This is a genomic window from Streptomyces bluensis (genome assembly GCF_014650715.1).
Taxonomy (GTDB): domain Bacteria; phylum Actinomycetota; class Actinomycetes; order Streptomycetales; family Streptomycetaceae; genus Streptomyces; species Streptomyces bluensis.
Genome location: NZ_BMVM01000001.1, coordinates 835,950 through 850,875 on the forward strand (window position 1 = coordinate 835,950; position 14,926 = coordinate 850,875).

The following is a 14,926-nucleotide window of genomic DNA, read 5'->3' on the forward strand; positions in this document are numbered from 1 at the left end:
TCACCAGTCCGTCATCGAGCCGTCGCGACGCCGGGCGACGGGCAGGTAGGCGCGTTCGTAGGGGAACCGCGCGGCCAGGTCCTCGTCGACGTCGACACCGAGGCCGGGCGAGTCGCCGGGGCTCAGATATCCGTCGGCGTAGCTCCAGTCGTGCCGGAACACCTCGTGGACGAGCGGTTCGTAGCCCATGTACTCCTGGATGGCGAAGTTCGGTGTGGCCAGGCCGACGTGCAGCGAGGCCGCCAGGGCCACCGGGGAGACGTCGGAGGGTCCGTGCGGGCCGAGCCTGACCTGCCAGACGTCGGCGAGCGCGGCGATCCGCCGGAGACTGCTGATGCCGCCGGCGTGCGTGACGCAGGTGCGCACATAGTCGATCAGCTGCTCGGTGATGAGGGACTGGCATTCCCAGACGGTGTTGAAGACCTCGCCGATCGCGAGCGGAGTCGTGGTGTGCCGGCGGACATGGCGCAGCACCTCCTGGTTCTCGGCCGGTGTGACGTCCTCCAGCCAGAACAGGTCCACGTCCTCCAGGGCGCGGCCGAGACGGGCGGCCTCGTTGGGGGTGAGCCGGTGGTGGGAGTCGTGGAGGAGGTGCAGGTCGGGGCCCACGTGGTCGCGGACCGCCGCGAGTGCGCCGGGCGCGTGGCGCAGATACGCGGCTGTGTCCCACACCTCCTCGGCGGGGGCGGTACCCCGGCCTGCGGGCTCGTAGCCCGCAGCCTCCCGAGTCACCCCGTAGACCGTGTCCAGACCCGGTACGCCCATCTGGGCGCGGACCGCCAGGAAGCCGCGTTCCCGCTGGGTGTCGACGGAGTCGAGAAGCTGGGGGACGTCCCATCCGGTGGCGTGCGTGTACGTCAGGACGCGGTCGCGGACCGCGCCGCCGAGGAGCTGGTAGACGGGCTGGCCGGTGGTCTTGCCCTTGATGTCCCACAGGGCGAGGTCCACGGCGCCGATGGCGGTCATGGTCACCGGGCCGCGCCGCCAGTACACGCCGCGGTACAGGTACTGCCAGGTGTCCTCGATACGGGCCGGGTCACGCCCGACGAGCAGCGGGGCGACATGGTCGCGGAGGTAGGAGGCGACGGCGAGTTCGCGGCCGTTGAGCGTGGCGTCGCCCCAGCCCACCAGCCCCTCCGCGGTGGTGATCTTGAGGGTGACGAAGTTGCGTCCCGGGCTGGTGACGAGGACGTCGGCGGCGACGATGGTGTCGTGCTTGCTCATCGGGCCACCGCCACGACGTTGCTCAGCCCCTGTCCCGCGGCCAGCCGTCGGATGTTGGTGGTGATGTCCTCCATGCGCCGGACGAAGGTCTGCTGGGCGAGCCCCGAGGAGTGCGGTGTCATCAGCGTGTTGGGCAGTTCGTGGAAGGGGTGGCGGCTGGGTGGCCCGGTCCGGCCGTCGGCGGGGTAGTCGTACCAGACGTCGAGGGCGGCGCCGCCGATGACGCCGTCGTGCAGGGCCGCGTAGAGCGCGTCCTCGTCGACGACCCGGCCCCGTCCGACGTTGATCAGCACGGTTGACTGCCCCATGCGCGCCAGCTCCTTCGGTCCGATCAGTGAGGTGGTCTCGTCGGTGAGCGGTACGGAGACGACGACCACGTCCGAGGTCTCCAGCAAGGCGTCCAACTCGTCCATGCGGCCGGACCAGGCCAGACGCTCGGCCACGGCGTCGACGCCGCCGCGGCGGGTGACGGCCACGCCCTGTGCCCCGAAGGACCGGAAATGGTGCCAGGCGCGGGCCCCGATGTGCCCGAAGCCGATGAAGCCGACGGTGGCTTCGCCCAGGAGACGGGGGTACGTCGGCGGCGCCCAGGTGCCCTGGCGCAGCGCCGCGTCCTCACGCAGGAAGCCCCGCCTCAGCAGGATCGCGGAGGCGACGGCGTACTCGGCGATCGCGTCCTCGTGGTGGAAGGTGTTGGCGACGAGCGTGCCGGGGGCGAGCGCGCCGACGTCGATTCCGTCGATGCCCGCGCCCGCGGCGTGCACGAGCCTCAGCCGTTTGCCCGCGGCGGCCGTCCTGGCCGGGCAGACACCTGACACGAGGACGTCGGCATCGCCCAGCGCCGCCGACACCGCGTCGCTGTCGGCCGGGTCGGGCCAGCGTACGGTCGTCGCGGCAGGCAGGGCAGCCTCGAACTGCGCGCGCAGCCGCCGGAGATGGGGATCGGTGACGACGACGGTCAGCCCGAGGCTGCGGGGCGTGCGTGTCATGCGTGCTCCCGAATGACGGAGTGGGCGCGGCCGGCCACCTGGCCGGTGGACCCGCGGACGACGAGCTGGGTGGGCAGACGCAGCGTGCGCGGCTGGTGGTGCTCGTCGGCGACGGACTGCGTGAGCAGTTCCAGGCTGAGTGACCCGGCGCGTTCCATGGGGACCGCGATGGTGGTCAGGGCGGGGTGGGCGGTGGCGGCGAGAGGCATGTCGTCGATGCCGATGACGCTGAGGTCGTCCGGGACCCCGACCCCCAGCTGGCGTGCTCCGGTGATGACGCCGAGGGCGACGAGGTCGTTGTGCGCGATGACCGCGGTGGCACCGGACGCGATCACGCTCGCGGCTGCGGCGGTGCCGCCGGACACCGTCTCGGACTGCCAGCCGAGCACCTCCAGCCGGAGACCGGCCTGTTCGGCCTGCGCCCGGGCCACGTCGACGCGGTGGCTGTTGGACCAGGAGTGCTGCGAGCCCTGGACGTACGCGAGGTGACGGTGCCCCAGCGCCGCCAGGTACTCGGCCGCCTGCCGCAGACCGTCGCTCGCGTCGGCGAGGACGCAGTCGGCCGTCGTGGTCTCACGGTTGACCAGGACGACGGGAGTGTCACCGCACAGGGCGAGCACGTCCTCGGCGTCCAGCCGCGGCGAACACACGACGAGACCGACCGACCTGGCGCTGAGCTGCGAGATCACCTCCCGCTCACGATCGGGGTCGAAGTCGGTGTCGGCGAGCACGATCGTCTGCCTTCGGTGCCATCCCTGGGTCTGGGCGGCCTTGACGAAGGTGCCGAAGACGGGGTTGGCGATGTCGGGGACGACCACGGCGACGGTCGCGGCGTCCGACGGTGTCTCGGCAGGGCGCGGCGGAGCCGGTTCGTACCCCAGTTCCTGAGCCGCGTCCAAGACCTTGCGCAAGGTTTCCGGGCCCAGACGCTGCGGGTCGCTGAAGGCGCGGGAGGCCGTGGAAAGCGCGACGTTCGCGCGCTTTGCGACATCGGTCAAGGTGGGGGCCACGCGGCTACTCCGTCTCCTCGAAGGTGCGAAACCTGAACGGCGTGGGCCCATGATTGGCAACCTTGCGCAAGCTTGTCAATGCTTGCGCAAGGGGAGGATTTTTTCAGTGACGGGGCGCTTGAGCGGGCCGTCTTCCCGACCGGGTGGGGACGGGAGCCCTCCGCCGTCAGGCCGCGCGGTCGAGCGCGCCGGCGATCAGCGCTTCGAGCTGCTGCGCCACCTGGTCCAGGGGCCGCATACTGCGCTTGGCACGGCACATGGCGATGGCTCCCTCGACGGACGCCACGATAAGTGCCGCGAGCCCCGGCGCCCGCTCGGGGTCCGCACCGTGCTCCCGGAGCGCCTCGGCGAGCAAGCGCTCCCAGTCCTCGAACGCCTCCGCGGCGGCGGCGAGGGCCGGCGGGACCTCGCCGGCCGCGGGCTCCTCGACGGAGACGGCCAGCACGGGGCAGCCGGCACGGAAGTCGCTCTCGACGACGATGCCGCGCCACAGGGCCAGGAAGGCACGCAATCCGGCGACCGGACCGGCCTCCAGCTCCTTGCGCAGGATGCGCGCGACCGCTCCCCCCGCGTACCGCACCGCCTCGGCGGCCAGTTGCCCCTTCCCCTCGGGGAAGTAGTGGTAGGTCGAACCGAGCGGCGCCTTGGCGTGTTTGGCCAGCTCCCGGATGCTCGTGGCATTCAGGCCGCGTCTGCTGATCATGTCCGCCGCACCGGCCACGATGCGCTCGCGCGACGGTGCGCTGGGCTTGACCAAGACCGTGCTCCCCTCTGGCCATAACGATCGTCATAGTCTAGCGTGACGCCCGAATATAACGACTGTCATAGCCCATCGTGCTCTGCCGAAGGGAAGTTCCGTCATGCCGTTGATCCGGCTCACCGTCCCGCCCGGTTCCCTGACCGAGGAAGGCCGCAAGACCGTCCAGCGCGACCTGGCCGCCGTGCTGCTGCGCTGGGAGGGAGCGCCCGACACCGCGTTCTTCCGCGCCCAGGCGTGGAGCTGTCTCGTCGAGTTGCCCGAAGGGGCGCGGACCACCGCCGAGGACGACGCGCCCCGTTTCCTCGTGGACGTGACGGTTCCCCAGGGCGCGCTCTCCGAGCGACGCAGGGCCGGCCTGGTCGAGGACGCCACCAGGACCGTTCTCGACGCCGCCGGGCTCTCCCAGGCCGACGCCCCGCGTGTGTGGGTGCTGGTGCACGAGCAGGCCGACGGCACCTGGGGCGCGGGCGGCTCCGTCATCCGCTACGCCGACCTGGTCGCCCTCGCGAAGGAGCAGCGGGCCGATGCGTGAACTGACCTACGTTGCCCGGCACACCGTCGAGTGGCGTGAGGTGCCCGACCCGAAGCTCCGGTCCGACCAGGAGGCGATCGTCACCCCGGTGGCCGCCACCTCCTGCGACGTCGACTCCGCGATCCTGGCCGGACATGGCTTCATCGACCCTCCGTTCGCTCTCGGTCACGAATGCGTGGCCCGGGTCGTCGAGACCGGCGACGAGGTCACCACCGTGGCCCCCGGCGACCTGGTGGTCGTCCCCTGGTCCATCAACTGCGGCACCTGCGACAACTGCGGCACCGCACTGACCGCGCACTGCACCGCCGTACCGCACATGGCCATGTACGGCGCGCCGATCGGCGGCAGTTGGGGCGGGCTCTTCTCCGACCTGGTCCGCGTCCCCTGGGCGGACGCCATGCTGGTACCCCTGCCCGCCGGTCTCGACCCGGTCGCCATGGCCTCGGCCAGCGACAACTGGTCCCTGTCGTGGCGTCTGGTCGCCCCCCACCTGAAGAACAGGCCCGGGGCCCGCGTCCTGGTCGTCGCCCGCGGCAGCATCGGCCTGTACGTCTGCGACATCGCCCGCGCGCTCGGCGCCTCCGACGTGCTGTACGTCGACCCCGACCCCGCACACCGGCGGCTCGCCGAGAGCTACGGCGCCCGCACCGCCGAGACGGTCGAACCCGTCCGGCACGGATTCGACCTCGCCGTCGAGGCCACGGGACGCGTCGACCAACTCGCCCTCGCCGTGAAATGCCTTGCTCCGGAGGGCATCTGCGAGTCGGCGGGCAACCATTTCCGCCCCGGCGAGCTGCCGCTGCTCGACATGTATCTCACCGGCGTCACGCTGCGCATCGCCCGCGACAACGTTCGCAACCACATCCCCGACGCCCTCGACCTCGCCCGCTCCGGCACCGTCGACCCCGCCCGCGTCGTCTCCCACGTCATCGACTGGGAACAGCTCCCCGACGCGCTGCCGGAGAAGCACCTCAAGCCGGTGTTCGTCCGCGCCGACGGCTGACCACGTGGCGACCGCGGGCGAGCCGGCTCCTCCCTCTCCGTTCGAGGCGTACGGATCGCCGTACGTCTCGCGGAGGATGGAGGCTCCGGAAACACGGAACGACGGAAGGTCAGATCCCGAAGCGCGTCCGGAAGAACTCGTCCAGGTCCGGGCGGGTGGCGGCCGAGCCGGGAAGCTGCTCCGCGCCCGGGGCGCGCAGGCCGTCGAGCAGGACGGATAGCTGACGGCCCGTCAGGTCGACCGAGAGGCCGCCGCCCGCGCCGTCGTCCGCGATCCGCGGGGGCAGCGAGACCATCATCAGGACCACGTCGTACGCGTTCACGTCCGCCCGAAGAGACCCCTCCCGCTGGGCCCGATCCATCAGGCCGTCCAGGTCGGACAGCAGTGCGTCGCGGGCGGCGACGAGGGCAGGGCCGGACTCCGTCGTGCGCCTTCGGGAGACGGGGAACATCTGGCTGCTGCGGACCTCGGCCATGTGGCGCATCACCCGGGTGAAGGCGGACCAGGCGTCCGGCTCGTCCGCCAGGGCGCGGGCCAGGACCTCCGAGGTCTCCCTCATGTGGCCGATCGCGACCTCCTCGACGAGGGCGCGCTTGTTGGGGAAATGGCGGTAGATCGTGCCCATGCCGAGGCCGGAGCGGCGGGCGACCTCCTCAATGGACACCTCGTAGCCGCGGTCGGCGAAGACGGCGCGGGCCGCACGCAGGATCTGCCGGACGTTCTCGCGTGCGTCGGCCCGCTGCGGGCGGGCACCGGAGGGGACGACTTCGCTCATGACCTCGGATGTTACGCTCCTGAGCAGTACCGGAAAATGAATTTCCGGTTAGTCGCCGGGGCTGCCCGCGGATGCGGGCCGCCCGCCTTCAGGGAGGCACGCATGAGCCCGACCGGCTCGACCCACATATCCCCCGCACCCCCCACCCACGAAGACTTCCCGGCCGGCTTCCGCGGCGCCGTCCTGCGCCCGGGGGACGACGGCTACGAGCAGGCCAGGGTCGTCTTCAACGGCCGGACCGCCGACAGCGAACCCGCGCTGATCGCGCGCTGTGTCGACGAGGACGACGTCGCCATCGCCCTGCGACACGCCTCTGCCCGCGGCCTGCCCGTCGCGGTGCGCGGCGGCGGTCACGGCACCGACGGCCATGCCATGCCGGGCGGGGCCCTCGTCCTCGACCTGTCCGGCATGCGCGAGATCACCGTCGACCCGGACACCCGTACCGTGCGGGCCCAGGCCGGCGTCCTGCTCGGTGAACTGGACGCGGCCGCGCAGGAACACGGCCTGGTCGTGCCGTCCGGCACCGTCACCAGCACCGGCGTCGCCGGACTGACCCTCGGCGGCGGCATCGGTCACCTCATGCGCCGCTTCGGTGCCACCGTCGACAACCTGCTCGCCTGCGAGATGATCACGGTCGACGGCCGGAAGGTCCGCGCGGACGAGAAGGAGAACCCGGACCTGTTCTGGGCGCTGCGCGGAGGCGGCGGCAACTTCGGCGTCGTCACCGCCTTCGAGTACCGCGCCCACCCCCTGGGCCCGGACGTCGTCTCGGGGCAGATCGTCTTCCCCGGCGACCAGGCCGCGGCGGTCCTGGCCCAGCTGCCCGCCTTCATGGCCGACGCCCCCCGCGAACTGGGGCTGGCGACCGCGCTCACCTTCGCGCCGCCGCTTCCCGAGCTGCCCGAGGAGGCGCACGGCACGCTGGTCCTGATCCTCATCCCGGTCCACACGGGCGACTTCGCGGACGCGGAGAGGACAGTGGCGGAGCTCGCCGCGCTGGGCACGCCCGCCGTCAACACGGTGCAGCGCACCACATGGCTCAAGACGAACAGCATGCTGGACGCGACCGCTCCCTATGGATGGCGGACCAACGCGCGGGGCGGTTATCTCGCCTCACTCACGGAACCCGTGATCGACACGCTGCTCCAGCGCACGGCCGCCTCACCGCACCTGCCGGGCACGATCACCGCGGTCAACGTCTGGTCGCTGGGTGGCGCGATCTCCGAGGACGTCGACGAGGACGCCACCGCGTTCTCCCGTGCCGGAGCGTCCTGGCTCTGGGAGGCCGTCAGCGTGTGGACGGAGCCGGAACACGACGGCCCCTACGATGCGTGGGCCGACGGGACCACGGCCGCCATGCGGCCCCACACGCTCCCCAACGCGTACACCAATCTGACCCAGGACCAGGGCGACGCCTGGCGGCGCGGCGTGTACGGAAGCGAGGCCAAGTACCGGCGCCTGACCGAGATCAAGGCGGTGTGGGATCCACGGAACCTGCTCCGCCACAACAAGAACATCGCGCCTGCACCCGGGAAGTAGACGCCACCCCGGAGCCCCCGCGGGCAGCGGTGTGCTGAGGGGGCCGGGCATCCCACCGACGAGTCACCGCGCGTCACCATGCCTCGGCGTGTGCGCCGCCGTCGGGGACGCCGAACACCCAGGCCGCCATGGATCAACGGCAGGCGCGGGCGGGCCGGGCTCGCCGGGGGCGGCCGCGAGGGCCCCCGGCGCTGCCGCCGCTCTTCTACCTGGTCGGCGCGGTTGCCGGAAGCAGCACGACCCCGTCCTCATCGGCGTGCAGGATGTCTCCGGGCGTGAAGGTGACGCCCCCGAAGGACACCGGGACGTCCACCTCGCCATGCCCCGCCTTGCCGCTCTTGCGCGGATTGGTGCCGAGTGCCTGCACGCCGACGGACACACCGGCCAGGGCGGCGACGTCCCGGATCGCCCCGTGGATCACGACACCGGCCCAGCCGTTGTCCCGGGCGCGCTCGGCCATGAGGTCGCCGAGCAGGGCGGTGTGCAGGGAGGCGCGGCCGTCGACGACCACGACGTGACCGTTACCGGGCTCGCGAAGCAGGGTGTGCAGCAGGGCGTTGTCGTCGTGGCAGGCGACGGTCCGGATCGGCCCTGAGAAGGAACGGACGGCGCCGTACGAGGTGAACTGCACGTCGCAGACACGCAGGTGGTCGCCGTATTCGTCGGCGAGATCCGCTGTGGGAAGGGGCGTCGCGTGCACGGGGCCTCCAGGAGACGAGCGCTGACGGGCGGATGCTGCGATCCCGCCCTTGCCATATCAAGCCTGTTGTATCAAACACTCGAAAGATACAATCATTTCCCGTGGGACAGGGCTCGCCGGTGTGTGTCCTCTTCCAGGAGGATTCGTAGGATGAAGCCTTGCCGACCCACCACGTGAAGAGCGCAGGAGCGATGTCGCGGCCGAACCTGACCACGCCCATGGCCACCAGACTGGTCGACCTGATGCGCCGCAGAGGCCTCGAAGAGGGCGCCCATGTCACCGAGCAGTGGGCGGCGGACGAGCTGGACGTCTCCCGCACGCCGGTGCGCAAGGCAATGCTGTTCCTGGCCGAGGTCGGCATCCTGGACCGGGTCCCCAACCGCGGCTTCTTCCTCGCGCGTGACGCGGGCACCCTCTCCCGGCCGGACCTCGGCGAGGGCGAGGACGTGGAGCAGGCGGCGTACTTCGAGATCGCCGACGACTACGTCGGCGGGCGCTTCACCGGCTCCTTCACGGCGGCCGACATCAGCCGCCGCTACCGGCTCACGCCCCGCCAGGCCGACCGGGTGCTGTCCCGGATGGAGGGCGAGGACCTGGTACGGCGCAGGACCGGCGGGCGGGGCTGGGAGTTCCAGCACGTCATGGCCACCGTCGACGCGCACGACCAGAGCTACCGGTTCCGGATGATCATCGAGCCCGCCGCGCTGCTGGAGCCGGGCTTCACCGTGGACGCCGAGGCCTTCGCGCACCACCGGCAGCAGCAGGAGGCCCTGCTGCACGGGGACATCCTGCTGCTGCCGCGGGCCGAGCTGTTCCAGGTCAACGCCTCGTTCCACGAGATGCTGGTGGGCTGCTCCGGCAACCAGTTCCTGTTCGACGCCGTACGCCGGCAGAACCGGCTGCGCCGCCTGATCGAGTACCGCCACCAGCTCGACCGCTCGCGGCTCGCGGGCCAGGCGCGGGAGCACCTGAGGCTCCTGGACCTGGTGGAGAGCGGGGACCTGAAGGAGGCGTCCGCCTTCCTGAGCGCGCACCTGGACAAGGTGCGGTCGATCAAGACGGGGATCGCCGGCGGGAAGGGTTAGGGCGTAACCGGCGAGGTGCGCCGGGCCCTGACAGCCCCCGGCGAACCCCACGTTCGCGCGGTCGATGCGGTTGACGACACAGTGCACGAAGAGGCACCGTCGGAACCATTGTATTAATGAACACCCTGAGACAATATGAGGGCGCCGCCTCACCGGGCATCAGGACATCGGACATCAGCCATCGGTCATCGGTCATCAGGAGCCGTGACGCAGCTCGATCGATCACTGATGCGATCTCGCCGACACATCGCCACGCCTACGACAGCAGGGATCATGAACGCCGACCGCACCGCTGTGCTCACCGTCGAGGGCCGCTCGTACCGCTATCAGCCCCTGGACCGGATCCTGCCGCCCACAGAGCTGGACGAACTCCCTTACGCGGTACGGGTGTTGCTGGAGAACGTCGCACGACGGTCACCCACGGCACTGCCGGACGTGGTGGCGCGGGCCGGAGCTGGAAGCGGCGTCTGTGAGGTGCCGGTGCTTCCGAACCGGATCATGCTGCACGACACCACCTGCCTCCCGGCGCTGGCCGACTTCGCGGCCATGCGCGACAGCGTCACGGAACTGGGAGGGGACCCGGAAGTGCTGCAGCCGTCGGTCCCGGTGGACCTGACGGTGGACCATTCCGTGATCGTCGAGGAGTACGGCCGTGCCGACGCCGTCGAGCGCAATCTGCTGATCGACTTCCGGCGCAACGGCGAGCGGTACGAGATGGTGAAGTGGGCCGAGCGGAGCGTGCGCACCTTTCGTGTCGTACCGCCCGGCACCGGGATCATCCACCAGGTCAACATGGAGGCGCTGGCCCGGGTGGTGTGGGTGACCGACGCGGAGGACGGGGGGCTGCCCTGGCTGCATCCGGACGTCCTCGTCGCCACCGACAGCCACACCCCGATGATCAACGCCCTCGGCGTCGTCGGCTGGGGAGTCGGCGGCCTCGAAGGGCAGGCCGCCATGCTGGGCGAACCGGTCACCATCCCTTACCCGGACGTGGTCGGTGTCCGCCTGACGGGGCGGCTGCGCCCCGGCGTCGGCGCCACCGACCTCGCCCTGACCCTGACCGAGCTGCTGCGCGCCACGGGCGTGGTGAACAAGTTCGTCGAGTTCTGCGGCGACGGCGTCACGACACTGGGCTGGGCCGAGCGCGCCGCGGTCTCGAACATGGCACCGGAGTACGGCGCGACCTGCGTCTACTTCCCCTACGACGACGAAACGGCCGCCTACCTCCGGCTCAGCGGCCGGGAGGAGTCCCATGTCGGACTCGTCGACGCCTACCTCACCGCACAGGGCCTCAAGCGCACCGACGACCGCCCCGTTCCCCGCTACGACCAGCTGCTCGACCTCGATCTCGACACCGTCGAGCCCTGCGTGGCGGGCCCGGACCTGCCGCACCAGCGGCTGCCGCTGTCCCAGGTCCCGGCTTCCTTCCGGCGAGCCGCAGTGCGTACGGCTGCCGGGCAGCCGGACACCGCATCCGGCACCTTCGGCGAACGGCTCCCCAACGGCCCGGTCGCCATCGCCGCCATCACCAGCTGCACCAACACCGCCAACCCGGCCCTCATCGTGCAGGCGGGCCTGCTCGCCGAGCGGGCCGTGCGGGCGGGGCTGACCGCCAAACCCTGGGTCAAGACCTCGCTGTCCCCCGGGTCACGAGTGGTCGAGGAGTATCTGCGTGAGGCCGGACTGCTGCCCGCCCTGGAGAAGACCGGCTTCCACATCGTCGGCTTCGGCTGCATGACCTGCATCGGCAACTCCGGCCCCCTGCACCCGGCGATGGAGCGGCTCGCCGAGGACGGCGCCGTCGAACCGGTCGCCGTCCTGTCCGGCAACCGCAACTTCGCGGGGCGGGTCAACCCACGTGTCTCCCTGTCGTACCTCGCCTCCCCACCGCTGGTCGTCGCCTACGCCCTGGCGGGCTCGGTCCTGCACGACTTCGACCACGAGCCGCTGGGGACCGACCATGAGGGGCGCCCCGTCCACCTCAGGGACCTGTGGCCCACGGATGACGAAGTCGCCGCGCGTGTCGTGGAGTTCGTCAGGCCGGAGATGTTCCGCGCCAACGCCGCGCGCATCCGGCAGGGCACCCCGGCCTGGCAGGAGATCGACGCGCCCGGCGGTACCCACTTCCCGTGGAACCCGGAGTCGACGTACGTCCGCCGCCCCCCGCACCTCACACGTCTGTCCGCACACCCGCCGGCCCACCTGAGGATCGACCGGGCCCGGGTCCTCCTCAGGCTCGGCGACAACGTCACCACCGACCACATCTCCCCCGCCGGCGCCATCCCCTCCCGCAGCGCGGCCGGACAGTGGCTCACCGAACGCGGAGTCGCCCGCCGCGACCTCAACCAGTACTCCACACGCCGCAGCAACCACGAAGTCATGCTGCGGGGCGCCTTCACCAACGCCGCCGTCACCAACCTGCTGCTGAACGACACCGACACGCCGCCGGGGCCCGGCGGGTACGCGTACACGGCCGACGGCACCCACGTCCTTCCGGTCCACGAGGCCGCGCCGACCTACCGGGAAGCGGGCTACGACCTGGTCGTCGTGGCCGGCCGCAACTACGGGGCGGGCTCCAGCCGGGACTGGGCTGCCAAGGCCCAGGCCCTGCTGGGCGTGCGCGCGGTGATCGCCAAGTCGTACGAACGCATCCACCGCAGCAACCTGATCGGCATGGGCGTCCTTCCGCTGGAATTCGCCGAGGGTGACGACGCGTCGTCGTACCCCTTCTCCAGAGAGGGAGAGCTCTCCTTCGAAGGGCTCGACAACCTGGACGTCGGCACCAACCACGTCACCTTCCATCTGCGGGGAACACAGGGCCGCCTCGCCACCGCGGGACTGCGGCTGCGGATCTTCTCCCGTCAGGAGCTGACCTACCTCCGGCACGGGGGCATCCTGCCGTACGTCGTGCGTCGCGCTCTTTCCTCGTCATGAGCCGCGAAGAGGGCGGAGAGGCTGTCGCCGAGGATGCGGACACCAGCCTCGCGACCTCGATGTGGGACACATGACAACCGGGCATATGACAACCGGACACACGGCAACCAGACATACAGCAACCGGTAAACCGGTTTACGTCGGTCGTTCCGGCGGCCTGTGCCCCTCAGCCCCGACCGAGCCGAGCCCGCAGGCGACGGGTCGCCGAGTCCATGTGGGCGTGCATGGCGGCCCGCGCCGCTCGGGCGTTCCTGGCCCGTACCGCCTTCAGCACGGCCTCGTGCTCGCCCAGCCGCCCCTCCCCCGGTTTGCGGATGTTCTGCCGGATCCACACGGCGACCAGCGTTTCGAGGCGGGCCTGGAGGCCGGCCAGTGCGCTGTTGTGCGAGGCCTGCGCCAGCGCCCGGTGGAAGGCCAGGTCGGCCTCCAGATAGCGCTCGGGGTCGTCGTGTTCGGCCGCCATCCGGGCCAGATGTGCCTCAAGGGCGGTGACGTCGTTGTCCGTTCTGCGCAGGGCGGCCAGTTCCGCGAGGTCGACCTCCACGCACGCGCGTGCCTCCAGGAGTTCGTCCATCGTGTGGTCACCGAGCATCAGTCCCCACTCCAGGACCTGCGGCAACAGGTCCGAGGTGGCGCCCCGCACATAGGTGCCGTCGCCCTGCCGGATCTCCAGGAGCCCGAGCAGCGACAGGGACTTGAGGGCCTCGCGGACCGCCGAGCGGCCCACCCCGAAGGTCTCCGCGAGCTGCCGCTCCGGCGGCAGCCGGTCACCGGCCCTGAGCCGGCCCGACGTCAACAGGTGGTCCAGCAGGCGCCGCGCCACCTCCACCGCGGGAGCCTGCGGCTCCTCCCGTTCGATCCGTGCAAGCCCGGCCATGCCCGCAGCCTCCCCTGTCTGGTCGTCCACCGGCGCGTCAGGACTGTCGCGCACGTCCGACACGGTAGCCGCCCGCCCTCCGGGACACCGCCGCGGCATGTCCGTGGCATGGGGCGCTCACCGCCCTGGAATGGTCCCGCGTTCTCCGAACCGCAACACATCAACCCACCTGGAATGGTTGACAGGTTGACCGGTTGAGGTCATCGTCATCAAACCCACGGGAGCAGCACCGGCACCGTCGCACCGGCGGAGGCAGCCGCAGGATCCGGTGCTCTCGACGCAGCTGACAGCGCCGTCGCGCCCACACGAGAAGAGCCCCCATGATTCCCACCCGTTCCGGCCGCGCAGCCGCAGCGGAACCCGATCGCAGGCCGTCCCGCCGCAGCGTTCTGCGCGGCGCCGCCGCCGTCGAAGCCCTCGCCGTCACCGGCAGCACGCTCGGCGGCTGCACCACGACGGACGCGAACGCCGCCGCGCAGCCGACGCCCGCCTACTACACCGCCTCGTACGAGAAGATCGTCGACGGCTCACGCCGTGAGAAGAAGCTCCTGATCTACTCGAACACCTCGCAGACCAACTGGCAGCCGGTCTTCGACGCCTTCACGGCCCACTACCCGTGGCTGGTGGACATCCGCGCCACCAACCTCGGCAGCTCCGCCGTCTACGAGCGCTACTACAGCGAGGCCGCCACCGGCGGCTCCCCCGCCGACCTGCTCGTCTCCAACGGCGGTGCGCTCTGGGCCGACTACGCCACCCGCAAGGTCACCGCGGACTACAGCTCGCCGGAGAAGGGCCACCTTCCCGACTGGGCGGAGATGCTGCCCGGCGTCTGGGTCTTCACCACCGACCCCGTCGTGGTCCTGTACAACCGCAAGACGCTCGACACGTCCCGGAACCCCCAGGGCCTGACCTCGCTGGCCGCCCTCGCGGAGGCCGAGCCGTCCCGCTTCCGCGGAAAGATCGGCGTGTACGACCCCACCAACGCCTACGGCTACTCCACGAACCAGGGCTACACCAGCAGCGTCGCGGGCGGCTGGGACACGTTCGGGCGCCTGTTGCCCTTCGCCCGCGCCGAGCACTCCTCGGGCGCCCTCGTGGAGAAGGTCGTCTCCGGCGAGTACGACGCCTCCTTCAACCTCAGCGGGGGTGTCGCGGTCCCCGCCGCGGAGGGCAGCGGCGGCCTGCTGGGCTGGACCTACTGCGAGGAGGGCACCGTGGTGGTGCCGCGCGCGGCATCCATCGTGAAGACGGCCCCGCACCCGAACGCCGCCCAGCTCTTCGTCGACTTCCTGCTCTCCGCCGAGGGCCAGGCCGCGGTCGCCAGGGGCGGCCTGGCGCCATACCGGGACGGCGTGAAGCAGGACGACACCGACAGCCTCCAGGACATGCAGCGCGAGCTCGGTGCCGACCGGGTCCACCTGTACCGCTACACCCGCGTACCCGAGGAGACGCAGAACGCGTACGTCGAACGCTGGGAGAAGGCCATGGGCTGATCCGC

Annotated in this window: 13 protein-coding genes; 6 read left to right on the forward strand and 7 right to left on the reverse strand. The window is 71.1% G+C overall.

Annotation, left to right across the window (positions count from 1 at the left end; genetic code table 11):
• From manD to IE262_RS03830, 4 genes are all read right to left on the reverse strand, one after another.
• Positions 1 to 1,224, reverse strand: a complete 1,224-nt coding sequence (gene manD / locus IE262_RS03815; RefSeq protein ID WP_134030887.1) for a D-mannonate dehydratase ManD — start codon at positions 1,222 to 1,224, stop codon at positions 1 to 3.
• Positions 1,221 to 2,213: a 2-hydroxyacid dehydrogenase gene (locus IE262_RS03820; protein ID WP_229877081.1), complete on the reverse strand. Its 993-nt coding sequence runs from the start codon at positions 2,211 to 2,213 to the stop codon at positions 1,221 to 1,223. The genes manD and IE262_RS03820 overlap by 4 nt, the downstream gene beginning before the upstream one ends.
• Positions 2,210 to 3,223, reverse strand: coding sequence for a LacI family DNA-binding transcriptional regulator (locus IE262_RS03825; RefSeq protein WP_189871227.1), 1,014 nt, complete (start codon positions 3,221 to 3,223; stop codon positions 2,210 to 2,212). Before IE262_RS03825 ends, IE262_RS03820 begins: the two co-directional genes overlap by 4 nt.
• Before the next feature lie 166 nt (positions 3,224 to 3,389).
• Positions 3,390 to 3,980 carry a TetR/AcrR family transcriptional regulator gene (locus IE262_RS03830; RefSeq protein WP_189871229.1) on the reverse strand — a complete coding sequence of 197 codons (591 nt, stop codon included), beginning with the start codon at positions 3,978 to 3,980 and terminating at the stop codon, positions 3,390 to 3,392.
• Between the two features lie 103 nt (positions 3,981 to 4,083).
• Between IE262_RS03830 and IE262_RS03835 the strand changes: the two genes are divergently transcribed.
• Both IE262_RS03835 and IE262_RS03840 read left to right on the forward strand, forming a co-directional pair.
• Entirely contained in the window at positions 4,084 to 4,515 is a 432-nt protein-coding gene (locus IE262_RS03835) for a tautomerase family protein (RefSeq protein WP_189871231.1), read from the forward strand.
• Positions 4,508 to 5,518, forward strand: a complete 1,011-nt coding sequence (locus IE262_RS03840; RefSeq protein ID WP_189871233.1) for a zinc-dependent alcohol dehydrogenase — start codon at positions 4,508 to 4,510, stop codon at positions 5,516 to 5,518. Before IE262_RS03835 ends, IE262_RS03840 begins: the two co-directional genes overlap by 8 nt.
• A gap of 109 nt (positions 5,519 to 5,627) precedes the next feature.
• Here IE262_RS03840 and IE262_RS03845 read toward each other — a convergent pair whose 3' ends face one another.
• Complete coding sequence (locus IE262_RS03845; RefSeq protein WP_189871236.1) at positions 5,628 to 6,293, reverse strand: TetR/AcrR family transcriptional regulator; 666 nt, start codon at positions 6,291 to 6,293, stop codon at positions 5,628 to 5,630.
• A gap of 102 nt (positions 6,294 to 6,395) precedes the next feature.
• On the opposite strand from IE262_RS03845, the gene IE262_RS03850 reads away from it, so the two are divergent.
• Positions 6,396 to 7,832, forward strand: a complete 1,437-nt coding sequence (locus tag IE262_RS03850) for an FAD-binding oxidoreductase (RefSeq protein ID WP_189871238.1) — start codon at positions 6,396 to 6,398, stop codon at positions 7,830 to 7,832.
• A gap of 205 nt (positions 7,833 to 8,037) precedes the next feature.
• On the opposite strand, the gene rraA is transcribed toward IE262_RS03850, so the two are convergent.
• Positions 8,038 to 8,532 carry a ribonuclease E activity regulator RraA gene (rraA, locus tag IE262_RS03855; protein ID WP_189871240.1) on the reverse strand — a complete coding sequence of 165 codons (495 nt, stop codon included), beginning with the start codon at positions 8,530 to 8,532 and terminating at the stop codon, positions 8,038 to 8,040.
• Positions 8,533 to 8,690: 158 nt separating this feature from the next.
• On the opposite strand from rraA, the gene IE262_RS03860 reads away from it, so the two are divergent.
• On the forward strand, positions 8,691 to 9,617 hold the full coding sequence (locus tag IE262_RS03860; protein ID WP_229877082.1) for a GntR family transcriptional regulator: 927 nt from the start codon (positions 8,691 to 8,693) through the stop codon (positions 9,615 to 9,617).
• Positions 9,618 to 9,890: 273 nt separating this feature from the next.
• Positions 9,891 to 12,551, forward strand: coding sequence for an aconitate hydratase AcnA (gene acnA / locus IE262_RS03865; protein WP_189871242.1), 2,661 nt, complete (start codon positions 9,891 to 9,893; stop codon positions 12,549 to 12,551).
• Between the two features lie 166 nt (positions 12,552 to 12,717).
• Here acnA and IE262_RS40150 read toward each other — a convergent pair whose 3' ends face one another.
• The gene (locus tag IE262_RS40150; RefSeq protein WP_308432713.1) at positions 12,718 to 13,482 is read right to left on the reverse strand and encodes a FadR/GntR family transcriptional regulator; all 765 of its coding nucleotides are present in this window, start codon (positions 13,480 to 13,482) and stop codon (positions 12,718 to 12,720) included.
• A gap of 266 nt (positions 13,483 to 13,748) precedes the next feature.
• Here IE262_RS40150 and IE262_RS03875 point away from each other — a divergent pair, with 266 nt between their 5' ends.
• The gene (locus tag IE262_RS03875; RefSeq protein ID WP_189871244.1) at positions 13,749 to 14,921 is read left to right on the forward strand and encodes an ABC transporter substrate-binding protein; all 1,173 of its coding nucleotides are present in this window, start codon (positions 13,749 to 13,751) and stop codon (positions 14,919 to 14,921) included.
• Positions 14,922 to 14,926: the final 5 nt, after the last annotated feature.